This window comes from Dyella sp. C9, from assembly GCF_003332825.1.
Classification (GTDB): domain Bacteria; phylum Pseudomonadota; class Gammaproteobacteria; order Xanthomonadales; family Rhodanobacteraceae; genus Dyella.
This window is the reverse complement of sequence record NZ_QIRF01000001.1, coordinates 213,031-234,538: the sequence shown is the minus strand read 5'-3', so window position 1 is coordinate 234,538 and position 21,508 is coordinate 213,031. Positions and strand designations below refer to the sequence as shown.

Annotated in this window: 24 protein-coding genes and 1 tRNA gene; 10 read left to right on the top strand and 15 right to left on the bottom strand. The window is 67.2% G+C overall.

Annotation, left to right across the window (positions count from 1 at the left end; all coding sequences use genetic code 11):
* Positions 1-69 precede the first annotated feature (69 nt).
* The 6 genes from rnt (at position 70) to phoU (ending at position 5,671) form a co-directional block, all read left to right on the top strand.
* Positions 70-729: a ribonuclease T gene (gene rnt / locus DVU99_RS01055; RefSeq protein ID WP_114238349.1), complete on the top strand. Its 660-nt coding sequence runs from the start codon at positions 70-72 to the stop codon at positions 727-729.
* A gap of 188 nt (positions 730-917) precedes the next feature.
* Entirely contained in the window at positions 918-1,949 is a 1,032-nt protein-coding gene (gene pstS, locus DVU99_RS01050; RefSeq protein WP_114238593.1) for a phosphate ABC transporter substrate-binding protein PstS, read from the top strand.
* Positions 1,950-2,139: 190 nt separating this feature from the next.
* Positions 2,140-3,159 (top strand): phosphate ABC transporter permease subunit PstC, encoded by a 1,020-nt coding sequence (pstC, locus tag DVU99_RS01045; protein ID WP_114238348.1) that lies wholly within the window; start codon positions 2,140-2,142, stop codon positions 3,157-3,159.
* Positions 3,159-4,034 (top strand): phosphate ABC transporter permease PstA, encoded by an 876-nt coding sequence (gene pstA / locus DVU99_RS01040; protein ID WP_114238347.1) that lies wholly within the window; start codon positions 3,159-3,161, stop codon positions 4,032-4,034. The genes pstC and pstA overlap by 1 nt, the downstream gene beginning before the upstream one ends.
* Positions 4,027-4,842: a phosphate ABC transporter ATP-binding protein PstB gene (pstB, locus tag DVU99_RS01035; RefSeq protein ID WP_114238346.1), complete on the top strand. Its 816-nt coding sequence runs from the start codon at positions 4,027-4,029 to the stop codon at positions 4,840-4,842. The genes pstA and pstB overlap by 8 nt, the downstream gene beginning before the upstream one ends.
* 94 nt (positions 4,843-4,936) lie before the next feature.
* Positions 4,937-5,671, top strand: coding sequence for a phosphate signaling complex protein PhoU (phoU, locus tag DVU99_RS01030; protein WP_114238345.1), 735 nt, complete (start codon positions 4,937-4,939; stop codon positions 5,669-5,671).
* 90 nt (positions 5,672-5,761) lie between these two features.
* Here the strand turns inward: phoU and sugE are convergent, their stop codons facing one another.
* From sugE to rnr, 4 genes are all read right to left on the bottom strand, one after another.
* Positions 5,762-6,085 carry a quaternary ammonium compound efflux SMR transporter SugE gene (gene sugE / locus DVU99_RS01025; protein ID WP_114238344.1) on the bottom strand — a complete coding sequence of 108 codons (324 nt, stop codon included), beginning with the start codon at positions 6,083-6,085 and terminating at the stop codon, positions 5,762-5,764.
* Positions 6,086-6,214: 129 nt separating this feature from the next.
* Positions 6,215-6,502, bottom strand: coding sequence for a hypothetical protein (locus DVU99_RS01020; protein ID WP_114238343.1), 288 nt, complete (start codon positions 6,500-6,502; stop codon positions 6,215-6,217).
* Positions 6,499-7,245 (bottom strand): 23S rRNA (guanosine(2251)-2'-O)-methyltransferase RlmB, encoded by a 747-nt coding sequence (rlmB, locus tag DVU99_RS01015; RefSeq protein WP_114238342.1) that lies wholly within the window; start codon positions 7,243-7,245, stop codon positions 6,499-6,501. The genes DVU99_RS01020 and rlmB overlap by 4 nt, the downstream gene beginning before the upstream one ends.
* Positions 7,242-9,725 (bottom strand): ribonuclease R, encoded by a 2,484-nt coding sequence (gene rnr, locus DVU99_RS01010; protein WP_232823414.1) that lies wholly within the window; start codon positions 9,723-9,725, stop codon positions 7,242-7,244. The genes rlmB and rnr overlap by 4 nt, the downstream gene beginning before the upstream one ends.
* Before the next feature lie 264 nt (positions 9,726-9,989).
* On the opposite strand from rnr, the gene DVU99_RS01005 reads away from it, so the two are divergent.
* Positions 9,990-10,074: transfer RNA gene (locus tag DVU99_RS01005), tRNA-Leu, on the top strand.
* Between the two features lie 77 nt (positions 10,075-10,151).
* Here the strand turns inward: DVU99_RS01005 and DVU99_RS01000 are convergent.
* The 11 genes from DVU99_RS01000 to glp all read right to left on the bottom strand — a co-directional run bounded on the left by DVU99_RS01000 (position 10,152) and on the right by glp (position 19,685).
* Positions 10,152-11,696, bottom strand: coding sequence for a ThiF family adenylyltransferase (locus DVU99_RS01000; RefSeq protein WP_114238340.1), 1,545 nt, complete (start codon positions 11,694-11,696; stop codon positions 10,152-10,154).
* Complete coding sequence (locus tag DVU99_RS00995) at positions 11,696-11,938, bottom strand: MoaD/ThiS family protein (protein ID WP_114238339.1); 243 nt, start codon at positions 11,936-11,938, stop codon at positions 11,696-11,698. Before DVU99_RS00995 ends, DVU99_RS01000 begins: the two co-directional genes overlap by 1 nt.
* Positions 11,935-12,534, bottom strand: coding sequence for an NTP transferase domain-containing protein (locus DVU99_RS00990; protein ID WP_114238338.1), 600 nt, complete (start codon positions 12,532-12,534; stop codon positions 11,935-11,937). The genes DVU99_RS00995 and DVU99_RS00990 overlap by 4 nt, the downstream gene beginning before the upstream one ends.
* Positions 12,531-13,025: a cyclic pyranopterin monophosphate synthase MoaC gene (gene moaC, locus DVU99_RS00985; RefSeq protein WP_255412902.1), complete on the bottom strand. Its 495-nt coding sequence runs from the start codon at positions 13,023-13,025 to the stop codon at positions 12,531-12,533. Before moaC ends, DVU99_RS00990 begins: the two co-directional genes overlap by 4 nt.
* 96 nt (positions 13,026-13,121) lie before the next feature.
* Positions 13,122-14,171: a GTP 3',8-cyclase MoaA gene (moaA, locus tag DVU99_RS00980; protein ID WP_114238337.1), complete on the bottom strand. Its 1,050-nt coding sequence runs from the start codon at positions 14,169-14,171 to the stop codon at positions 13,122-13,124.
* A gap of 1 nt (position 14,172) precedes the next feature.
* Positions 14,173-15,375 carry a molybdopterin molybdotransferase MoeA gene (locus DVU99_RS00975; RefSeq protein WP_198670142.1) on the bottom strand — a complete coding sequence of 401 codons (1,203 nt, stop codon included), beginning with the start codon at positions 15,373-15,375 and terminating at the stop codon, positions 14,173-14,175.
* 82 nt (positions 15,376-15,457) lie between these two features.
* A complete protein-coding gene (modC, locus tag DVU99_RS00970) occupies positions 15,458-16,546 on the bottom strand; it encodes a molybdenum ABC transporter ATP-binding protein (RefSeq protein ID WP_198670141.1) in 1,089 nt (362 codons plus the stop codon).
* Positions 16,539-17,222, bottom strand: a complete 684-nt coding sequence (modB, locus tag DVU99_RS00965) for a molybdate ABC transporter permease subunit (protein WP_114238334.1) — start codon at positions 17,220-17,222, stop codon at positions 16,539-16,541. Before modB ends, modC begins: the two co-directional genes overlap by 8 nt.
* A gap of 8 nt (positions 17,223-17,230) precedes the next feature.
* Complete coding sequence (gene modA, locus DVU99_RS00960) at positions 17,231-17,992, bottom strand: molybdate ABC transporter substrate-binding protein (protein WP_232823412.1); 762 nt, start codon at positions 17,990-17,992, stop codon at positions 17,231-17,233.
* A gap of 80 nt (positions 17,993-18,072) precedes the next feature.
* The gene (locus DVU99_RS00955; protein ID WP_114238332.1) at positions 18,073-18,411 is read right to left on the bottom strand and encodes a hypothetical protein; all 339 of its coding nucleotides are present in this window, start codon (positions 18,409-18,411) and stop codon (positions 18,073-18,075) included.
* Positions 18,408-19,685 carry a gephyrin-like molybdotransferase Glp gene (gene glp, locus DVU99_RS00950; protein ID WP_114238331.1) on the bottom strand — a complete coding sequence of 426 codons (1,278 nt, stop codon included), beginning with the start codon at positions 19,683-19,685 and terminating at the stop codon, positions 18,408-18,410. Before glp ends, DVU99_RS00955 begins: the two co-directional genes overlap by 4 nt.
* Positions 19,686-20,004: 319 nt before the next feature.
* On the opposite strand from glp, the gene fdhD reads away from it, so the two are divergent.
* The 3 genes from fdhD (at position 20,005) to DVU99_RS00935 (ending at position 21,501) form a co-directional block, all read left to right on the top strand.
* The gene (gene fdhD / locus DVU99_RS00945) at positions 20,005-20,826 is read left to right on the top strand and encodes a formate dehydrogenase accessory sulfurtransferase FdhD (RefSeq protein ID WP_114238330.1); all 822 of its coding nucleotides are present in this window, start codon (positions 20,005-20,007) and stop codon (positions 20,824-20,826) included.
* Between the two features lie 229 nt (positions 20,827-21,055).
* Entirely contained in the window at positions 21,056-21,217 is a 162-nt protein-coding gene (locus DVU99_RS00940; protein WP_114238329.1) for a periplasmic nitrate reductase, NapE protein, read from the top strand.
* Positions 21,218-21,219: 2 nt separating this feature from the next.
* A complete protein-coding gene (locus DVU99_RS00935) occupies positions 21,220-21,501 on the top strand; it encodes a chaperone NapD (protein ID WP_114238328.1) in 282 nt (93 codons plus the stop codon).
* Positions 21,502-21,508 lie beyond the last annotated feature (7 nt).

Genomic DNA, 21,508 nt, shown 5'->3' with positions numbered 1-21,508 from the left:
GCGCACGTCCCCAAACCGACACAGGCGCCCCAGCCACGGCTGTCATGCGCCGGCTGATATGCTTAGCGCATGGAGAACCTCTGCAACAGCATGGCCGGCCGCATGGCTGAGCGGTTTCGCGGCTTCCTGCCGGTGATCGTGGACGTGGAAACCGGTGGCTTCGACGCCGAGCGCGACGCGCTATTGGAAATCGCCGCCGTCATATTGCGTATGACACCCGAGGGCTACCTGCAGCCGATGCCGGCCGTAGCGGCCCACGTGGAGCCCTTCCCCGGCGCCAACATCGACCCGCGCGCCCTGGAAATCACCGGCATCGACCCGGACAACCCACTGCGCGGGGCGCTGGACGAGCGCCTGGCGCTGGACCATGTGTTCAAGCCGATCCGCGATGCCATGCGCGACATGGACTGCCAGCGGGCGATCCTGGTGGGCCACAACGCGGCCTTCGACCTGGGTTTCCTCAACGCCGCGGTGCGCCGCGTGGGGCACAAGCGCAACCCGTTCCACCCCTTCAGCTGCTTTGACACCGCCACGCTGAGCGGCCTGGCCTTTGGCCAGACCGTACTGAGCAAGGCCGTGCAGGCAGCCGGCATGGCCTTTGATACGCGCGAGGCCCACTCGGCCATCTATGACGCCGAGCGCACAGCCGAACTGTTCTGCACCATCGTCAACCGCTGGCGCCGGCTCGAGACCTTCGAGCGCGAGCAGATCGGCGTTGAATCCATGTGAAGAAGGAAGGCTGCCTCGCCTGGCTGCGGGGCTTGCCGCTTAATTCCTTTTTTATCAGCACCCTATGACAGCCATGTTGAGACTGTCATACCGCTGAAACATTGAACTCATTTCATTGCAACACGGCACGCATGAAATAACGGAGGGCGGGAATCCCCCGAGACCCTTACGCTTAAGGAGCCACCGTGTTGACCTCAACGAAATACCTGTCTCGCATCGGCACGACCGCCGTGTTCGCCGCGGCCTCGCTGTTCGGCATGTCCGCGCACGCCACCGACATCACCGGTGCGGGCTCGAGCTTCGTCTACCCGGTGCTCTCCAAGTGGTCTGCCGGCTATGCCGAGAAGACCGGCAACAAGCTCAACTACCAGTCCGTCGGCTCGGGCGCCGGCGTGGCGCAGATCAAGGAAGGCACCATCGACTTCGGCGCCACCGACGCCCCGGTGAAGGCCGAGGATCTCGCGCAGTACGGCCTGGGCCAGTTCCCGGTCGTGGTGGGCGGCATCGTTCCGGTGGTGAACATCCCGGGCATCGAAGCCGGCCAGATCAAGCTCGACGGCCCCACCCTCGCCGACATCTTCCTCGGCAAGATCACCATGTGGAACGACCCGAAGATCGCCGCGATGAACGCCGGCGTGAACCTGCCGGCCAAGAAGATCACGGTCGTGCATCGTTCGGACGGTTCGGGCACCTCGTTCAACTTCACCAACTACCTGTCCAAGGTCAGCAATGACTGGGCGACCAAGGTGAAGTTCGGCACCGCCGTCGAATGGCCGACCGGCGTGGGTGGCAAGGGCAACGAAGGCGTGTCGCAGTACGTCAAGCAGATCATCGGTTCGATCGGCTACGTCGAGTACGCCTATGCCGTGAAGAACAAGATCAGCTGGGTGAACCTGAAGAACGCCGCCGGCCAGGTCGTCGCGCCGAGCGCCGATGCCTTCGCCGCTGCCGCTGCGACCGCCGACTGGGCCAGCGCCAAGGACTTCAACGTGATCATGACCAACGCCTCCGGTGCGCAGGCGTGGCCGATCACCGCGACCACCTGGGTGGTGATGTACAAGAAGCCGAAGAACGCCGAGCACACCAAGGTGGCCTTCGAGTTCTTCAAGTGGGCGCTCGAGAACGGCCAGAAGGATGCCGCCTCGCTCGACTACGTCGCGCTGCCGGAGAACCTGGTGCAGAAGATCGAGGCGTACTGGAGCACCGAGTACAAGCACTGAGGAATGCGTCTCGCCGGTCATGCTACGGCAACCGGCGAGCCCTATCCTGCCCGCTTGACCGCACCACCACGGCCGCCCGACTAACCTCGGGCGGCCTGCTGTTGAAAGGCGCCGCAATCCGGCGCAACGTCCACCGACCGGACAGGCACGTGTGCCCAGCCGGGCCTGATTGCTGAGGAATCCTCTGCACATGCAAGCGAACGTAGGCGCCGTCGCCTCCACCCTGGCCCAGGAAGCGCGCGCGCATCGCGACGCACGACACGACCGGCTGTTCGGCTGGCTGCTCAAGGGCTGCGCCCTGCTGGTGCTGGCCTGCCTGCTCGGCGCCGCCGGCGCCACCCTGTGGGGTGGCCGCCACGCGTTCGGCACCTTCGGCTGGCACTTCCTGGTCAGCTCCACCTGGGATCCAAGCAGCGATACCTACGGTGCCCTCGTGCCGGTGTACGGCACCATCGTCACCTCGCTGATCGCCCTGCTGATCGCGGTGCCGGTGAGCTTCGGCATCGCCCTGTACCTCTCCGAAGTGGCGCCGCCGTGGCTGCGCACGCCGGTGTCCTCGGCCATCGAGCTGCTGGCCGGTATTCCTTCGATCATCTACGGCATGTGGGGCCTCTTCATCTTCGCGCCCTTCTTCGCCGACCACATCAAGCCCTGGCTCACCAACTACCTGGGCGACAAGCCGGACGACGGCAAGCTGTCGTGGGTGGCTGCCCACGTGCCCTTCGTCGGCAAACTGTTCGGCAGCGACTACCCGTTCGGCGCCAGCATCCTCACCGCCGGCATCGTGCTGGCCGTGATGATCATCCCGTTCATCTCCTCGGTGATGCGCGAAGTGTTCCAGACCGTGCCCTCGCGCCTTAAGGAGTCGGCCTATGCGCTGGGCTCCAGCACCTGGGAGGTGTCCTGGGACATCGTGCTGCCCTATACCCGTTCGGCGGTGATCGGCGGCATCTTCCTGGGCCTGGGCCGCGCGCTCGGCGAAACCATGGCGGTGACCTTCGTGCTCGGCAACGCCATGCAGCTGTCCGCATCGATCCTCGATCCGGGCGCATCCATCGCCTCCACCATCGCCAACCAGTTCAGCGAGGCCGCCGGCCTGCAGAAGTCCACCCTGATGGCGCTGGCCTTCCTGCTGTTCGTGGTGACCTTCTTCGTACTGCTGATCGCTCGCTGGATGCTGCGCCAGCTGGCCCACAAGGAGGGCCGCTGATGGCTGCCAACTCGTTCATCTACACGCGCCGGCGCATCACCAACATCGTTGCGCTCGCGCTCAGCATGGTCGCCACGCTGATCGGCCTGGTGTTCCTGGCCTGGATCCTGTGGGAAACGCTGCGCCAGGGCATCGGCGCGCTCGACCTCAAGCTGTTCACCAAGATCACTGCCTATGGCGAGGACGGCGGCCTGCTCAACGCGATGGTCGGCAGCCTCATTGTCAACCTGATCGGCATCGCCATCGCCACGCCGATCGGCGTGCTGGCCGGCACCTGGCTGGCCGAGTACGCCAGCGGCACCAAGCTGGGCGAGTCGATCCGCTTCCTCAACGACATCCTGCTGTCGGCACCGTCGATCGTGCTGGGCCTGTTCGTCTACACCATCGTGGTGCTGCCGACCACCGCCCTCACCGATGGCTCCACCACGTTCTCCGGCTGGGCCGGCGGCGTGGCGCTGGCGCTGATCGCGCTGCCGGTGATCGTGCGCACCTCGGACGAAATGCTGCGCCTGGTGCCCTCCACCCTGCGCGAGGCCGCGCTGTCGCTGGGCATCCCGCAGTGGAAGCTCACCATGCAGATCCTGATCCGCGCGGCGCGCTCGGGCATCATCACCGGCGTGCTGCTGGCGCTGGCGCGCATCAGTGGCGAAACCGCCCCGCTGCTGTTCACCGCATTCGGCAACAACTACCTGACCTTCAACCCGTCGGACAAGATGTCCAGCCTGCCGCAGGTGATCTACCAGTACGCCAACGACCCGGGCGATGGCATGCATGCCATCGCCTGGGCGGGCGCGTTCGTGGTCACCATGTTCGTGCTGCTGCTGAGCCTTGCTTCCCGTCTGGTCCTTTCCCGCAACAAGGTGTCCCATGACTGAGCCCGCCGCCGCTGGCATTCATCCGCAGTCCGCGGCCATGTCTGCCCCTATCGCGCCCACCAAGATCAAGGTGCGCGACCTGCATTTCTACTACAACGGGTTCCATGCGCTGAAAGGCATCAACATGGATATCCCGGAGAAGAAGGTGACGGCCATCATTGGCCCGTCCGGCTGCGGCAAGTCCACCCTGCTGCGCATCTTCAACCGCATCTACGCGATCTATCCCAAGCTCGAGGCCAAGGGCGAGATCGTCCTGGACGGCGAGAACATCCTCGACTCCGGCTATTCCATGAACCGCCTGCGCAGCAAGGTTGGCATGGTGTTCCAGAAGCCGGTGCCGTTCCCGATGACCATCTTCGAGAACGTGGCCTACGGCATCCGCCACCACGAGAAGCTTTCGCGCGCCGACATGGACATCCGCGTGGAGCAGGCGCTGCGCAGCGCCGCCCTGTGGGACGAGGTGAAGGACAAGCTCAAGCAGAGCGCGCTGGGCCTCTCCGGCGGCCAGCAGCAGCGCCTGTGCATCGCCCGCGGCATCGCGCTCAAGCCCGAAGTGCTGCTGCTGGACGAACCGACCTCGGCGCTCGACCCGATCGCCACCGGCCGCATCGAACAGCTGGTGGAAGAGCTCAAGAGCCAATACACCATAGTCATCGTCACCCACAACATGCAGCAGGCGGCCCGTTGCTCGGACCTCACCGCCTTCATGTACCTGGGCGAGCTGATCGAATTCGACCGCACCGAACAGATCTTCACCAAGCCCAGCAAGAAGCAGACCGAAGATTACATTACCGGTCGTTTCGGCTAATTAAGCTGAGAATAGGAAATGGTGAATCGGGAATAGTAAAACCCGCACGCCAGACCTATTCTCGATTCCCTATTCTCTATTCCCGAGAACGCTTATGAGCGGCAGCAACAAAGAACACATCATCAAGAGCTACGACGACGAGCTGACCCGCCTCACCGGCGAGATCGTCCGCATGGGCGAGCTTGCGGTGAGCCAGCTCGAAGCAGCCATTGACGTGATCGACCGCCGCGACGAGCGCGCCGCCCAGCACGTGGTCAACAACGACGACGCCATCGACCAGCTCGAGCAGGAAATCAGCCACGACGTGGTGCGCCTGCTGGCCCTGCGTGCGCCGATCGCCGGCGACCTGCGCAACGTGTTCGCCGCGCTGCGCATCGCCGCCGACATCGAGCGTATTGGTGATTACGCCGCCAACGTGGCCAAGCGCTCCATCCCGCTGTCGATGGTGGCCCCGATCGCCCCCACCAGCGGCCTGGGCTACCTGGCCGAGCTGGCCGCGCAGGAAGTGCGCGACGTGCTCATCGCGTACCGCGACCGCGACGCAGAACGCGCCTACCAGGTGTGGAAGGACGACGCCGAGCTGGACGAAGCCTATACCGGCTACTTCCGCCAGCTGCTCACCTACATGATGGAAGACCCGCGCAACATCACGCCGTGCACGCACCTGCTGTTCATGGCCAAGAATATCGAGCGCATCGGCGACCACGCCACCAACATCGCCGAAAGCGTGTGGTACCAGGTCAACGGCGAGCCGCTCAACGCGCAGCGCGCCAAGCGCGACTTCACCTCGAATCCCGAGCTGACCAAGCTGGGCAACAAGCCTGAGTGATCGATGGCCCCGCTCCCCTTGGCGACCCGAAGGTAGTCCCTGTGGGAGAGAGGGATTGGAGTGAGGGTGCGGGGCTTGCCACAACGCAGATCAGTGCGCCCCGCTGGTGATCTTCAGCCCCACCATGCCAAGCACCACCAGGCCCACGCAGGCCAGACGCAGCGGCGAGGCGCTGTCGCCAAACAGCAGCATGCCGAGAATCACCGCGCCTACCGCGCCGATGCCGGTCCATATCGCATACGCGGTGCCGATCGGCAGCGTCTTCACCGCCATCGCCAGCAGGATGATGCTCGCCGTCATGGCGGACACGGTGATCACGCTCGGCCACAGGCGGCTGAAACCTTCGGTGTATTTGAGCCCCACCGCCCAGACCACTTCGAACAGTCCGGCAAGGGCAAGATAGATCCAGGGCATGAAGCGCTCCTCTGGATGAAGAGCAGGGTCGTCCCCGCAAAACCACTCGCATGCAGGGTCGTCCCCGCAGGGCTGGCCCCATTGCGGAGCCAGCCACACCATTCTACACGGGCTGCCTGAACGCCCCGATCAGCCGATCTTGCTGCCCAGTTCGCGTGCCTCACGGCGGGCGCGCGCCGAATGCAGGATGCCGTAGATGCCGATGCAGATCCACGCCAGCTGCATCAGGAACGCCGGCCAGTTCATCGGTGACACGCCAAACAGTAGCGACAGCGCCACGCCCAGCGCGCCCAGCACGTTCATCAGCTGATAGAGCAGTCCATTGCCATGCAGCTTGTGCGCCTGCAGCAGCAGGAACGCCAGCAACACCAGCACCACGCCGATATAACCCGCCCAGTCGTGCCACAGGAACGTCATCGCTTTTCACTCCTTTGCCGCAATGCCTCGAACAGGACGACGCCGGTGGCAACGGAGACGTTGAGGCTCTCCATCGCGCCAGGCATCGGGATCTTTGCCACGAAATCGCAGGTCTCGCGGGTCAGCCGGCGCATGCCCTCGCCCTCGCTGCCCAGCACCAGGGCCACCGGGCCACGCATGTCGACGCTGTAGATCGACGTATCGGTGTCGCCAGCCAGGCCGGTGATCCACACGCCGGCATCCTTGAGCGTGCGCAGCGCACGCGCCAGGTTGGTGGCGGCGATCAGCGGCACGCGGTCGGCGCCGCCGGCCGAAGCACGCCGCACCACCGGCGTCAGGCCGACCGCGCGGTCCTTGGGCACGATCACCATGGTGGCCCTGGCCGCCGCGGCGCTGCGCAGGCAGGCGCCGAGGTTGTGCGGATCGGTCACGCCATCGAGCACCAGCACCAGCGCATCCTGGCCAGCCGCTTCCAGCAGGCCTTCGATGTCGTTCTCGCTGCCCATCGGCGGCGCCTCATAGCGCGCCACCACGCCCTGGTGGCGCGCCTCGCCGGCCAGCCGATCCAGCTGCTCGCGCGGGCGGTGGTGCACGGGGATGTTCAGCGCCTTGGCGCGCGTGGCCAGTTCCTGCACGCGCGCATTGCGCTGGCCCTGCTCCACCAGCAGCTCGCGCACGCGCGCGGCGTCGTTGCTCAGCGCGCCTTCGACCGGGTTGATCCCGACGATCCAACTCTCACTCATCGTTTGCCTTTATTCTTGCTGGCCTTGCGGGCCTTGGCGGTGGCCTTGGACGCGGCGGCCTTCACCGCCTTGAGCTTGCCCTTGGCCGCCGATTTCACCTTGGCGAGCACGCCCTTGCCCTCACTCTTCGCCGGGCCAGCCTTGGGCTTGGCCTTGCGATCCAGCGGGGGCAACGGCGGCAGCGCCAGCTCGGGGCCGGCATTATCGCGCGGCGCGGGCCGTGGCGTCGCCTTGCGCGCGTGCGGCAGCGAATAACGGTCGCCTGCGGCGGCATAGTCGTAGCGGCGCTCGGTGGTGGGCGGCGCCACGCTCTTTTCCTTGCGTGGCGAGACCAGGCGGAAGTCGATCTTGCGATCCTCCAGCGAGGCGCGCAGCACCTGGATGCGCACGTGGTCGCCCAGCCGGAACTGCATGCCGCTGCGTTCGCCCTTGAGCAGATGGCGCACCGGATCGAAGTGGTAATAGTCGTTGGACAGCTGGCTGATGTGCACCAGGCCCGACACCTTCGACTCGTCCAGTTCCACGAACAGGCCGAACGAGGTGACGCCGGTGACGGTGCCCTCGAACTCGCTGCCCACGTGCTTGGACATCCAGGCGCACTTGAAGCGCTCGTCCACGTCGCGCTCGGCTTCCTCGGCGCGACGCTCGCGCTGCGAGCAATGCACGGCCATGGCCGCCATCTCGCCGGCGGTGTAGCTGTAGCCGGAGGGCTTGCCACCTGCGATCGCGTAGCGGATCGCGCGATGCACCAGCAGGTCGGGATAACGCCGGATCGGCGAGGTGAAGTGCGCGTAGGCATCCAGCGCCAGGCCGAAGTGGCCACGGTTGTCCGGCTGGTAGGCCGCCATGCTCTGCGCACGCAACAGCACCGACTGGATCAGTTCGCGCTCGGGGCGATCCTTCACCAGGCGCAACACATCGGAGAAGTCCGCCGGAGTCACCTCCTCCACCGACGGCATGCGCAGCTTGAACTCGCGCAGGAACTGCTGCAGGTCTTCGTACTTCTCGGCCGGCGGCGGTTCGTGCGCGCGGAACAGCGCAGGGATCTTCTTCTTTTCCAGGAACAACGCCGCCTGCACGTTGGCGGCGATCATGCATTCCTCGATCAGCTTGTGCGCGTCGTTGCGCTCGGTGGCGCCCATGGCCTCCACTTCGCCGCGCTGGTCGAGGCGGAACTTCACTTCCGGCGTCTCGAAATCGATGGCGCCGCGGCGCTTGCGCTGCTCGGCCATCAACTTGTAGAGGCCATGCAGGTGCTCCAGCTGGGGCAGCACATCGGCCAGCTCGTGGCGCGCGTCGGCGTCGTTGAGGCCGATGGCCTGCCACACGCGGTCATAGGTGAGCCGCGCGTGCGAGCGCATCACCGCGTCGTAGAACTTCGAGCGCACCACCTCGCCGTTGTCATCCACCACCATGTCGCACACCATGCACAGGCGTTCGACCTTGGGGTTCAGCGAGCAGATGCCGTTGGACAGCGTCTCCGGCAGCATCGGCACCACGAAGCCGGGGAAATAGGTGGAGGTACTGCGCTCGTAGGCTTCCTTGTCCAGCGCTGAGCTCACCTTGACGTAGTGCGAGACGTCGGCGATCGCCACCACCAGCCGATAGCCACCACCGCGGCGCGGCTCAGCGTACACGGCGTCGTCGAAGTCGCGGGCGTCGGCGCCATCGATGGTGACCAGCGGCAGCGAGCGCAGGTCGACCCGGCCCTCGCGCTCGGCGGCGGTCACCTGCGGCTCGACCTGGGCGGCCTCGCGTATCACGGCGTCAGGCCATTCGTGTGGCAGGTCGTGGCTGGCAATCGCCATCTCCACCAGCAACGACGGCTGCAGGCGTTCGCCCAGCACGGCGCGGATCGCGCCCAGCGGTCCGCGATGCGGCGTCGGCGGGTCGGTGATCTCGGCGACCACGATCTGGCCGGAGCGTGCACCCATGTCCTGGCCGGGCACGATCATCACGTCCTGGTGCAGGCGACGGTCGTCCGGGGCCACCAGCATCACGCCGTTCTCGATCACCACGCGACCCACCAGGCGCGGCGAGCGACGCTGCAGCACTTCCACGATGGCGCCCTGCTTGCGGCCGCGGCGGTCGATGCCGACCACGCTGGCCAGCACGCGGTCGCCATGCAGCACCGAGCGCATCTGCTGAGGCGACAGGTAGAGATCGTCGCCGCCGTCATCCGGACGCAGGAAGCCGTAGCCTTCGGCGTTGGCCAGCACAACGCCGGGAATCAGGTCGAGCTTGTTGGCCGGTGCATAGCCGCCACGACGGCCCAGCAGCAGTTGGCCGTCGCGCACCATGGCGCCCAGGCGCTTGCGCAGGGCATTGAGTTCGTACTCGTCGCGCAGCGACAGCGCATCGGCGATGCGCGCCTCCGTCAACAGTTCGCCGCGCTGTTCGAGCAGGGCGAGGATCGCTTCACGGCTGGGGATGGGCCGCTCATAGCGTTGGGCTTCGCGTTCGGCATGCGGATCATCCACCTGCCCCACGCGTCCCAGCGACGGATCGAGCGCCGAGCGACGCGTCCGCGCGGCTCCCTTCTTCGGGGCCTTGGGGGGGCTGAATGTGGCGTCCTGCTTGCCTTTGCGTGGTTCTTTTTTTCTGGTCACTTCCTTGCCTTCTGTCGGGTCGGTACCGCGAACACCGCGGTCCGAAAAAAATTTAGTGAAAGAATAGTTGACAACTCACCAACACATGCCTAATCTACGCGGCTCACGCAGCTGAGAAATCACTGCGGGACACCTGCCCAGGTGGCGGAATTGGTAGACGCACTAGTTTCAGGTACTAGCGGGTAAAACCGTGGAGGTTCGAGTCCTCTCCTGGGCACCAATTATAGAAGAAGCCCGCAGCGATGCGGGCTTTTTCGTTTCTGGAGATCGGGTTTTCCTGCACATCCCGTGCAGCACTCAACCCGTCACGCGCAACGCACTCACACCGCCGGCCAACGAATGCACCTGGTGCAGGCCCTCGGCGCGCAGCAGTCGCGCCGCGTGCGCACTGCGTCGCCCACTGGCACACACCAGCAGCCACCTGCCCTGCGCGAACTCGCCGGCATGCGCGAGGATCTGCGCCGAGGAAATCTGGCGCGCCGCTGCAACACCCAGTGGCTCGGCGATGATCTCCTTAGTCTCGCGCAGGTCGACCAACTGGAATCCGGCCGCCAGCGCCTCCTCCAGCACGTCGAAATGCAGGGCGATGTCGGCCTCCCCCGGATCGCGTTCCAGTGCCCGGCGGGCGACCGACGCACAACCACCGTGCAGCGCGCATCCGCGACGGGCGTCGATCGGCAGCCGTGTCATGCCCATGTCCAGCAGGTTCACCAGCAGCAACGCCGGCTCGCGCGGACGCGGCAGGTCCAGCAGCAGCTTCAACGCCTCCATCGCCTGCATGGCACCGAGCGTACCGGGCACCGGGCCCAGCACGCCGGACGATACGCAGCTGCCCACCTCATCCGGTGCGGGTTCGTGCGGCCACAGGCAGCGCAGGCACGCCGCGCCCGGCTCGATCACCTGCAGCTGTCCTTCGTATTGGTACACGCTGGCCAGGATCAGCCGCGTGCCGCTGAGCACGGCAGCGTCGTTGCTCAGGTAGCGACTGCGCATGTCGTCGGTGCATTCGACCACCAGGTCGAACTGGCCAAACACCTCGACGGCGTTGTCCGCGTCCAGCGGCTTGCTCCAGGTCTGCACCTGCACGGCCGGGTTGAGCGCGGTAACACGACGACGCGCCGCATCTACCTTGAGCTCACCGATGTCGCGCATGCCATACAAGGTCTGGCGGTGCAGGTTGCTCGCATCGATCCGGTCTCCGTCGACGATGCCCAGCGTGCCCACGCCGGCACCGGCGAGATAGCTGATCACTGGGCAGCCCAGTCCGCCCGCGCCGATCACCAGCACGCGCGATGCGGCGAGCCTGGCCTGCCCTGCTTCGCCCACTTCCCGCAGGCGCAGCTGCCGCGAATAGTCGGGCGCGAACGCGGCAGCCGGTTCATGGTGACGATGGGCGTGGTCACTTTCGTGCTCGTGTTCGCGATAGGCGTGCGTGCAGGCCACCCAGGCGGACTCGCCGGTGACGTAGTGTTCCTTCTTCCAGATCGGCAGGCGGTGCTTGATCTCGTCGATGATGTAGCGGCAAGCGCGGAAGGCCTCGTCGCGGTGCGCCGCGGACGCGCCCACCCATACCGCGAGATCGCCGATGGCCAGGTCGCCGGTGCGATGCACGCAACATGCGTCGCCTATGCCGTAGCGTGCAATGGCCTCCTCGACGATGCGCTCGCCCTCGGCCAAGGCCAGCTCGGCATAGGCCTCATAGGAAAGCCCGTCGACCTGGCGCCCCTCGTTGCTGTCGCGCACCCAGCCCTCGAAAGCGCAGAAGCCACCGCATCCCGGTTGTTGCAGGCCATCACGCAGTGGCGCCGTATCGAATGCTTCGCTGGCGAGACGGAAATGCATCAGCCACCTGCCACGGGCGGAATGAACACCACGGTATCCCCTTCGCGCAAGGGATGGTCCCAACCACAGAACTGCGCGTTCACCGCCACCTTCAGCGCGTCGGCGGCCAGCGTGAAATCGTGCCGCGCGCAGAGTTCCTCATACAACTGGCGCAAGGTGGCTGCAGCCGTCGCCAGCTGCTCGCCGCCCATGCCGGCCTGTTCGCGCAGCTGGGCGTAATACTGAAGGTTCACCACGGTCATGCCATCGACTCCAGCCGCTGCTCCATCTCGACGCGCTCTTCGGGGGTGTTGACGTTGTCCAGCGCCGTGCCGGGTGCCGGCAGCAGCACGGTGCGCAGCTGCAGCAGCGCCTTGCGCGGGCAGTAGTTGCCGGCCTCGTAGCGCTCGCGCAGCAAGGCATGGCTGGACGGCTCCCAGATCGCGCACAACGGTTCGGGTAACCCGTCGTGTCGACTGGTGAAGGCCGTCGCATCGGCCGTGGGGTCGCGCGCTTCCACCAGTTGCCGCAAAGTTGTCGCATCCAGCAACGGCAGGTCACAGGCCAGTACCAGCCACGCGACATCCGGATGCCGCCGCTGCGCCGACAGGATGCCGGCCGCCGGCCCTACCGCATCGAAGCTGTCCACGATCTGCGGCAGGCGGGCGCGCAGCGGGTCGGCGCGCTGGTTCTCGCGCACCGAAACGAAGGCGCGCCCGATCACCGCGTCCAGCAGCCGCCATGCACGCAGCAACTGTGGCTCGCCGCGATACGCCAGCGCGGCCTTGTCCTGGCGCATGCGCTGGCTTGCGCCACCGCTCAACAGCAGGCCGTACAACGGTGCCGAATGCGTGCTCATGCCAGCTCCTCGGTTGCGAAGTCGCGCTTGCCGCCGCTCTTGGCGAGCAGGCGGATCTCGGCGATCACGATATCGTGGGACATCGCCTTGCACATGTCGTAGATGGTCAGCGCCGCGATGCCGGCACCGGTCAGCGCCTCCATCTCCACGCCGGTACTGCCGTGGCAGGACACCGTGCAATCGACCAGCGCGTCATCACCTTCCATGACGATGGCGATGTCGCAGCGGTCGATGCTCAACGGGTGGCACAGCGGGATCAGTTGCGGCGTGGCCTTGGCACCCATCACGCCAGCGATCTGCGCCACGGTGAGCACCGCGCCCTTGGGCGTGACGTAGCCGGCGGCATGCAATGCGCGGGCAACCTCGGCCGGAAACCTCACCCTCGCCCGCGCTCGCGCGGTACGACGCGTCTGTGGCTTGGCGCCCACGTCGACCATGCGCGGCTGCTGCGACTCGTCGACGTGCGAAAGCGTGGCGGGCGTGGGGTTCACAAGGCACTCCGAAGCGGATGATGCATGTCGATTATGGTCTGGTCAGGCAGGGCCGGCATTAAGGAAACGTCTAGGCCCGGATGCATCCATGGGCCGTCAGCCGCCGATGTAATGCATTTCGATCTTGTGCTCCGTGGCGGCGCGATGGCGGGCCCGCTCTTCACTGTAGCGGTCGGCCCGGCGCAGCCATACGTCGCGCAGCAAGGCCTGCAGCTGCTCGTCGCTGGCGCCGCCGCGCAGGGGCGCGCGCAGGTCGGTGCCGTGCGTGGCGAACAGGCAGGTGTACAGCATGCCCTCGGACGACAGCCGCGCGCGCGCGCAGCCACCGCAGAACGGCTGGCTGATCGAGGAGATCATGCCGACCTCGCCCGCCCCGTCGACAAAGCGATAGCGCGTGGCCACTTCGCCGGGGTACTTGGGCGGCAACGCCTGCAACGGCCAGCGCGCGCCAATGCGTTCGAGCAGTTCGCGCGAGGGCACCACGTCGCCGGCATTCCAGTGGTTGCGGTTGCCCACGTCCATGTACTCGATGAAACGCACGACGATGCCGCTGCCGCGGAAGCGCTCCACCAGGTCCAGCACGCTGGCCTCGTTCACCCCGCGCTGTACCACGGTGTTGAGCTTGAGCCCGCGGGGAAAGCCGGCTGCGTGCGCCGCCTCGATGCCGGCCAGCACTTCGTCCAGCGCACCGCGCCCGCCGCTCATGCGATGGAACAGGGCGGGATCAAGCGTATCCAGGCTCACGGTCACGCGGTCCAGACCGGCGTCGCGCAGCTCGGTGGCGTGCCGCGCCAGCAGCACGCCGTTGGTGGTGAGCGCCAGGTCGGTGATGCCATCCAGGCGACGCAGGCGCTCCACCAGTTCGGCCAGATGGGGCCGCAGCAGAGGTTCGCCGCCGGTCAGCCGCAACTTGCTTACGCCGAGGCTGGCGGCCACGCGGCACAGGCGCTCGATCTCGTCGAAATCCAGTCGCTCGTCATTGCGCAGGAAGGCGAAATGCTCGCCGTAAGTCGCCTCGGGCATGCAGTACGGGCAACGGAAATTGCAACGATCCATCACCGAGATGCGCAGGTCGTGCAGCCGGCGTCCGCGCTGGTCCAGCGGCAGCGTTTCGGTGGCAAGCTCACGGGCGGGCTGCTGGCTCATGTCACCACCGATGCAAGGTTGCCACGCTGCCGGCCACGGCCGGCCCCGATGCCGGAGCGAGTTCGATCACCCCGTGCGTGTGGGGCAGCGAGGCGAAATCCCCCGAAGTGCGGGCCGGCACCGGCCGGGCCCTGAGCACGCCATGGGTGTCGCTCTGCACGTGGGCGGGCACGAAACAGGTCAGGGACGGTTGCGTATCCGCCGCCGCGTCGAGGCACACTGCCTCTGGCGCCGGAACAGTCATGCCCATCGCCGCCAGCAATGCCGGACGCACATAGCGGATGGCGCACACCAGCGCAGATACCGGGTTGCCGGGCACGGCAAACACCGCCTGCCCGCGCGGCCCCACGCCGAACCACATCGGCTTGCCGGGCTTTTGCGCGATGCGATGGAACACGCGATGCACGCCCTGCGCGGCGAGCGCGGCCGGCACGAAATCGCGTTGCCCCATCGACACCCCGCCGGAAAGAATCAGTGCATCGTGTTGCGCCAGCAGCCGCGCCAGCGTGTCGCCGATGAGGGTTTCGTCGTCGGCCACGTGTACCAGGCTCAGGCGATCCAGTCCGTGCTGCCGCAACGCCGCCGCGATGGCGATGTCGTTGGAGCGGCGGATCTGCCCTTCCCCGATCGGCGCATCCACCGCCACCAGCTCATCGCCGGTGGAGACGATGGCGATCGATGGCACCATGCCCACCTCTACCGAGGCATATCCGTTGGCCGCCAGCAGGGCCATTTCGGGCGCGCCGAGCACGATGCCGCTGTTGAGCAGTTCGGCGCCGGCCCGGCAGTCCGACGCGCGCGGGTGAATGAATTGCCCGCGCGCGGGCTGGTAGCCGTTGATCAGGCGATAGGCCTCGCCTTCGCGTTGCAACTGCTCCACCGGAATCACGCAATCGCAGCCCAGCGGCAGCATGGCGCCGGTGGCCACTTCCAGGCAGCCACCCTCGCTAGCCAGCGACTGGCGGGTCATGCCGGCCAGTTGCCGCCCCAGCAGCGGATAGCTGGACGGCGGTGTTGCCTGCCAATGCACGGCAATGCCATCCATCATCACGCGATCGAACGGCGGCTGGTCGTGCTCGGCCCGCACCGCCTGGCGCAGCACGCGACCGGCAGCCCGCACCAGCCCGACCCGCTCACTGCCGAAATCCGGCATGTGGCGCGCGATCAGGTCCGCGGCTGCAGCAACGCTGATGAGCTCCGTCATGGACATCGCCATTCGCAAGGATTGCCGTCGATTCGATTATGGTGACGGCCCGCTGGCCGCACAATCGCGTGTTGCACGCCGTTCATGCGCCCAGCGCCACGGCTTTGACCTGCGCCCAGACCTCGCGCCCCGGCGCCAGCGCCAGCGCGTGCCAGGAACGGCGGGTAATGCGCGCCAGCAGCAGGCAGCCGGCGGCATCGAGCTGCACCAGGCATTGCGAGGGGTGGTCGGCATCAGCCATGGCGACCACCCGGCAGCGGATGTCGTTCAGCGCGCTGCTGTCCGGGTGCGGTGCCCCCGTTAACGTCACGTCGCGCGCCCCGATGCGGCAGCGCAGGCGCTGGCCGACCTGCTCGTGGCGATACGGCAGCCACAGGCGCCCGCCCTGGAAGTCCAGCTCGATCAACTGGTCGTGGGCGTCATAACCCACCACCGTACCCTCGATCACCGCCCCCACGGCCTCCGCCAGCGGCGGCGGCAGATCCAGCCGGGTCAGCGTCGCCTGCAGGGAGCCCTGCGCCACCACGTGGCCGGCGTCCATCAGCACCAGATGATCGGCCAGGCGAGCCACCTCGTCGATGCTGTGGCTGACGTACACCATGGGAACCGCCAGCGTGGCATGCAGCCGTTCCAGGCAACCCAGCAATTCGGAACGTGCCAACGCATCCAGTGCGGACAGGGGCTCGTCGAACAGCAGTAGCTGCGGATCGGCGAGCAGCGCACGCACCATGGCAACGCGCTGACGCTCACCGCCGGACAGCCCGCCCACGCGCCGCTGCAGCAATGGGCGCACGCCAAACTGGTCGATCAGCTCGTCACGGCGCAGATGCGCCGGCCGCCCCGCCCGCCGGAAGCCGTAGTCGAGGTTGCCGGCCACCGAGCGATGGCTGAACAGGCTGGCCTCCTGGAACACATAACCCAGCCGGCGGCGATGCGCCGGCACGAACACGCGGTGGCTGTCGTCCTGCCATACGGTATCGCCGAACGACACCCGCCCCGCCGCCGCGCGCTCCAGCCCCGCCATGGCGCGCAGGCAGCTGGTCTTGCCGGCGCCGGAAGGGCCGAACAAGGCCGTGCTGCCACGCGGCGGCAGCGCCAAGTCCACGTCAAGCGCCAGCTCGCCGCGGCGCCAGGCCAGCCGTGCATCGAGACCACGCGGGGATTCAGTCACGGGCATGCCTGCCGGGACGCAGCAGCGACATCGCCAGCAGCGCGGCGAACGACACCACCAGCAGGCACAGCGACAGCACGTTGGCCTGGTGATACTCACCCGCCTGCACGTGGTCATAGATGCGCATCGACAACACCCGCGTCTGGCCGGGAATGTTGCCGCCGATCATCAGCACCACGCCGAATTCGCCCACCGTGTGCGCGAAGCCAAGCACGGTGGCGGTAACCACGCCCGGCACCGCCAGCGGCAAGGCGATGGAGGCGAAGCGATCCAGCGGCCCCGCGCCCAGCGTCGCGGCCACGTCCAGCGGCCGCTGGCCCACGGCCTCGAAGGCGTTCTGCAGTGGCTGCACCACGAAGGGCAGCGAATACAGCATCGAGGCCACCACCAGGCCGCGGAAGGTGAACGGCAGGGCCGACAGGCCGGCGGCGGCGATCAGGCGTCCGATCGCCCCATCGGGCCCCAGCAACATCAGCAGGTAGAAGCCCAGCACGGTCGGCGGCAGCACCAGCGGCAGGGCCACCACCGCGGCCACCGGCCGCCGCCAGCGCGAATGCGTGTGGGCCAGCCACCAGGCCAGTGGCATGCCCAGCACGAGCAGTAGCACGGTCACCGTGCCGGCCAGGCGCAAGGTGAGCCACAGCGCCTGCACGTCCTGGCTGGAAAGAAAGCCCATCGCGCGACTCAGTGCGCCGCCCCAGGCAGGCGGAAACCATAGCGCTCGAGGATCGCCCGCGCCGGTGCCGACTGCACGTATTGCGCAAAATCGCGCGCCAGCGCACTGTCCGCGCCCCGCTTGGTCAGTACGAAGCTCTGCAGCAGTGGCTGGTACAGCGAGGCCGGCACCAGCACATAGCTGCCCTGGTTGGGCATGCCCAGGGCCAGCGACTCGGCGATCACGCCTACCTGCGCATTGCCGCTCTGCGCAAACTGGGCGGTCTGGGCGATGTTCTCGCCGAACACCAGGCGCGACTGCAGGCTGTCCCACACGCCGGCGGCACGCAACGCCTGTTCGGCGCGCTTGCCGTAGGGCGCATGTTGCGGGTTGGCGATGGCAATGCGGCCGAAGCGCGCCTGGGCGAGGTCGGTCACTTGCACCTGGCGCATGTCGATGCTCGCGCTCCACAGCACCAGGTGGCCTTCCGCGTACGGCACCGGTGTACCACCGGCCTTGCCGTGCGCGACAAGCTGCTGCGGGTAATCGCTATCGGCTGAGAAGAACAACTCGAACGGCGCCCCCTGCTCGATCTGGGTCAGCAGGTTGCCCGAGGCACCGTAGACCACGTCGATGTGGCTGCCGGGATGATCGTGCTGGTAAGCCCCGACCACATCATCCATCGCATGGTGCAGGTCGGCCGCCGCGGCCACCGTGATGTTTGCCTCCGCCGCCCACAGCGTTACGGATGCCAGCCACAAGCCCAAAGCAAACAACCACTGCAAGCGCATGTGCTTCACCGCGATTCTCCTTGTAGAAGATAGCCTCGGGCGCGGCCGAGAGTAGCCCAACTCCGGTCCGCGCGATGTCGTCAGTGCGGTCGCCGCTGGCGCACGCTGTCGCGCACGTCCACGTCGAACAGCAGCTCCAGTTCGTCCTTCCCGCCCTCGCCCGCTAGGCGAAAGCCAAGGCCCTCGCGCGTGGGCAGCCGCGTAGCGTGCTCGCGTACCGCCGCATCGGGCAGTACCACCTGCCAGTCGCCAGCACTTCCACTGACCTCCACCCCGGCGCCCAGGCGCAGCGTGCAGGCCAGCGCGAAGGCGCGGCCGAAGCGGGTACGCGAGGCGATCGCCTCGCCCGCCAGCAGCTGCGCCAGCTCCTCCTCGCCAATGCGCACGCGCAGGTGCTGCCCCTCGATCTGCAGTTTCATGCCTGGTTCCCCGGCCGGCGCTCCGCCGGCGCTTGAGTCACGGTAAACGCCTGCCATGGTTGCAGGCTGGTGATTTCGACGAGGGCGCCCGCCGGCACCTCGCCGGCTTCTTCGGGCAATACCACCCAGGCATCCGCCTCGGCGAACGGCTGGATCCGGAAGGGTTGCGGATGGTCGAGCACACTGGCGTGCAGCCGCCCGTCCTCGCCCTGCCGCAGGCGAGCGCGCAGGAAATGGCGCAGGCCCGCCTTGGGCTGCTGCGGCGTATCCAGCACCGCACGCCAGCCCGGCTCGGCGGGCTGGCCCGCCATGGCACGCAGCACCGGCGCCACGAAGAAGCGCAGCCCCACCGCCACCGCCATAGGGGTCCCGGGCAAGGCCAACACCAGCGGCCCCTTGCCAAGCACGGCGGCCAGCAAAGGCTTGCCGGGTCGCATCGCCACCTTATGGAACAGTTCGACGGCACCCAGTTGGCCGAGCATGTCGGGCACGAAGTCGTAGCGCCCCATGGACACCGCACCCGTACTGACGATCAGGTCGGCACCCGCCTCCCGCGCGCGCTGCAGGGCGGAGGCGAAGGTCACCGCCGTGTCGTCCACGGTTTCGCACGACAGCACTTCGGCCCCGGCCAACGCCAAGGCGGCCACCAGATAGGGACCGTTGGAATTGTGGATCTGGCCACTGCCCAGCATGAGCGCCGGATCGGCCACCAGTTCCTTGCCGGTGCAGATCACGGCCACGCGAGCACGGCGCACCACCGGCACCTGCGCCACGCCCAACGCGGCCAGCAGCATCAGCTGGGCGGGTCCAAGCCGTGTGCCCGCGGCCAGTGCCGCCGCGCCGGGCGCCACGTCCGAACCGGCAAGCCGGACGTTGTCGCCGGCGCGCACGCTGTCCAGCAGACGGATGCGTGCCGGTGCCCCATCGTCATGGCGGGCCAGCAGCTCGGTGCGCTCCACCGGCACCACGGCATCGAGCCCGTCCGGCAGACTGGCGCCGGGCATGATCTCCCAGGCCATGCCCGCCGATGCCCGCGAATCATCCCCCGCTGCCTGCGAGCCCAGCACGGCGTGTTCGGAGCCGGCGGCCAATGGCTGGCGGGCATACAACGCATAGCCATCCATGGCGGCATGGTCGAACGAGGGCAAGGCCAGCGGACTGGTGACCGCCTGCGCCAGCACGCGGCCCAAGGCGTCGACTGTCCTGCACGGCGCCGCCGCCAGGGTGGCCGCATGGTCCAGCACTCGGTGCAGTGCATCGGCGTAACGGATCATCGGCGTTGAGGCGATCCACCAGGCGTTGCGGGAGCCCCATGCTCAACGTCGCGCCCTCATGACGCAAGAGGCGGCCCGCACGCCCTATGATCGCGGTGGCGCGATGTGCTTCTCGTGACCCGCGTCTTCACGGAACATGGACATACTGGGCGTGCGCATACGGGCTCCGGCACCTGCCGGCGCGACGAGACGATGAGCGGAGTGTGCTGATGGCCGGCTTGCCTCAGAAAGATCACCCGAAACCCGGCGGCAGCAAGAGCGGGTCGGCACGGCCGGCTTGCGCCGCGAGTGTCGCTTGAGCACGCCGCCAAGCGGCGACATGCCGGGATATGTGCGGCGCTCGGTCGAGCGCTGGCGCCACGGCGAAGCCACCGTCAAGGATGACCTGGTCGCTGAAGAGATTCCGGTGGCGATGGTCTACAACGGCGTCACCTTCGCCGTGATGATGGCCACCCCGCACGACCTCGACGACTTTGCGCTGGGCTTTTCGCTGAGCGAAGGACTGATCGACGAGCCGGCGCAACTGCTGCAGTTGGAGATCCACCCTCTGCTCGAAGGCATCGAACTGGCCATGCGCGTCACCGACAACGCTCCGGCGGCCCGACTGGACGGCACCCGCGGCCGCCTGTTGCCCGGCCGCAGCGGCTGCGGCATCTGCGGCACCCGCGAGCTGGAGCATGCCGTCCGCCACCACCATCCGGTGGGCGAAGGCACCGCCATCTGCCGCGAAGCGCTCGAAGCCGCGCAGCGACAGCTGCAGGGCAACCAGCCGATCAACCAGGCCACCGGCGCTGTGCACGCCGCCGCCTGGGCCGACGCCGACGGCAACCTGCTGCTGCTGCGCGAAGACGTCGGGCGCCACAACGCGCTCGACAAGCTGATCGGCGCCATGCAGCGCGCAGGCGTCGATGCCCAACAGGGCATGGCGCTGGTCACCAGTCGCGCCAGCTACGAAATGGTGACCAAGGCCGCCAGCGCAGGCATCCCCCTGCTCGCCGCCATCTCCGCGCCCACCGCGCTGGCGATAGAACTGGCGCGCGACGCGCATATCACCCTGGTCGGCTTCACCCGACCGGGCAGCCATAACGTCTACACCCACCCCGACCGCCTGGCCTCCCCGGCGCAACGAACGCCCCGCTGATCAGCGGAGGCCCCTCCCAGCACCACCGCGCCACCAATAATGTGCCGTCCGCGATCGCTGACCCACACCCCGGTCATGAACCCATCGTCATATAGACGTCTATATAGCGCCACATGGCCTGTTGCCACTGCCACCCATCGCTTCACGGCGGTTTCACTTCGCGGGGATTGTCCTAAGCAAAGCTTTCCGGTCGAAACGCGATGCAGCGCGAGAGCCCGCCGAGGTACGCATGGGGACCGCACCAGACAAGCTCGTCCAGAAGCGGGAGCGCACCGCCTTCCTGCTGCTGACCGTGGTGCTCTTTCCCGTAGTCACCATCATGATCATCGCGTCCTTCGGCTTCGCCGTATGGTTCTGGCAGATGTTCGTCAGCGGTCCACCGGGGAGCTGAGCATGCGCGACGAGCTTCATATCTCCAGCCTGATGCTGCTGTACCGGCCCGACGCCTTCGATCGCCTGCAGTCCTTCGTGGATGCGCACCCCGAACTGGAAATCGCCACCCACGCGGAGAGCCGCTGCGTGCTGTTGTGCGAGACCGACAACCAGCGCGCCATCGTCGACCACATCGATGCACTGGAGGCGTTGCCCGGCGTCATCAACGTGTCGCTGATCTACCACCATGCCGAACCCCGCGACGAGCTGGATGTTCCGGTACGCCCGACCTTCCCGATCTGAGGACGCG

What these genes read in the sequence shown, in the direction of transcription:
- rnt (WP_114238349.1), top strand. Translation starts at nt 70, where the DNA reads ATGGAGAACCTCTGCAACAGCATGGCCGGCCGCATGGCTGAGCGGTTT.
- pstC (WP_114238348.1), top strand. Translation starts at nt 2,140, where the DNA reads ATGCAAGCGAACGTAGGCGCCGTCGCCTCCACCCTGGCCCAGGAAGCG.
- pstA (WP_114238347.1), top strand. Translation starts at nt 3,159, where the DNA reads ATGGCTGCCAACTCGTTCATCTACACGCGCCGGCGCATCACCAACATC.
- pstB (WP_114238346.1), top strand. Translation starts at nt 4,027, where the DNA reads ATGACTGAGCCCGCCGCCGCTGGCATTCATCCGCAGTCCGCGGCCATG.
- phoU (WP_114238345.1), top strand. Translation starts at nt 4,937, where the DNA reads ATGAGCGGCAGCAACAAAGAACACATCATCAAGAGCTACGACGACGAG.
- sugE (WP_114238344.1), bottom strand. Translation starts at nt 6,085, where the DNA reads ATGCCCTGGATCTATCTTGCCCTTGCCGGACTGTTCGAAGTGGTCTGG.
- DVU99_RS01020 (WP_114238343.1), bottom strand. Translation starts at nt 6,502, where the DNA reads ATGACGTTCCTGTGGCACGACTGGGCGGGTTATATCGGCGTGGTGCTG.
- rlmB (WP_114238342.1), bottom strand. Translation starts at nt 7,245, where the DNA reads ATGAGTGAGAGTTGGATCGTCGGGATCAACCCGGTCGAAGGCGCGCTG.
- DVU99_RS01000 (WP_114238340.1), bottom strand. Translation starts at nt 11,696, where the DNA reads ATGCATTTCCGTCTCGCCAGCGAAGCATTCGATACGGCGCCACTGCGT.
- DVU99_RS00995 (WP_114238339.1), bottom strand. Translation starts at nt 11,938, where the DNA reads ATGACCGTGGTGAACCTTCAGTATTACGCCCAGCTGCGCGAACAGGCC.
- DVU99_RS00990 (WP_114238338.1), bottom strand. Translation starts at nt 12,534, where the DNA reads ATGAGCACGCATTCGGCACCGTTGTACGGCCTGCTGTTGAGCGGTGGC.
- moaA (WP_114238337.1), bottom strand. Translation starts at nt 14,171, where the DNA reads ATGAGCCAGCAGCCCGCCCGTGAGCTTGCCACCGAAACGCTGCCGCTG.
- DVU99_RS00975 (WP_198670142.1), bottom strand. Translation starts at nt 15,375, where the DNA reads ATGACGGAGCTCATCAGCGTTGCTGCAGCCGCGGACCTGATCGCGCGC.
- modB (WP_114238334.1), bottom strand. Translation starts at nt 17,222, where the DNA reads ATGGGCTTTCTTTCCAGCCAGGACGTGCAGGCGCTGTGGCTCACCTTG.
- modA (WP_232823412.1), bottom strand. Translation starts at nt 17,992, where the DNA reads ATGCGCTTGCAGTGGTTGTTTGCTTTGGGCTTGTGGCTGGCATCCGTA.
- DVU99_RS00955 (WP_114238332.1), bottom strand. Translation starts at nt 18,411, where the DNA reads ATGAAACTGCAGATCGAGGGGCAGCACCTGCGCGTGCGCATTGGCGAG.
- glp (WP_114238331.1), bottom strand. Translation starts at nt 19,685, where the DNA reads ATGATCCGTTACGCCGATGCACTGCACCGAGTGCTGGACCATGCGGCC.
- fdhD (WP_114238330.1), top strand. Translation starts at nt 20,005, where the DNA reads ATGCCGGGATATGTGCGGCGCTCGGTCGAGCGCTGGCGCCACGGCGAA.
- DVU99_RS00940 (WP_114238329.1), top strand. Translation starts at nt 21,056, where the DNA reads ATGGGGACCGCACCAGACAAGCTCGTCCAGAAGCGGGAGCGCACCGCC.
- DVU99_RS00935 (WP_114238328.1), top strand. Translation starts at nt 21,220, where the DNA reads ATGCGCGACGAGCTTCATATCTCCAGCCTGATGCTGCTGTACCGGCCC.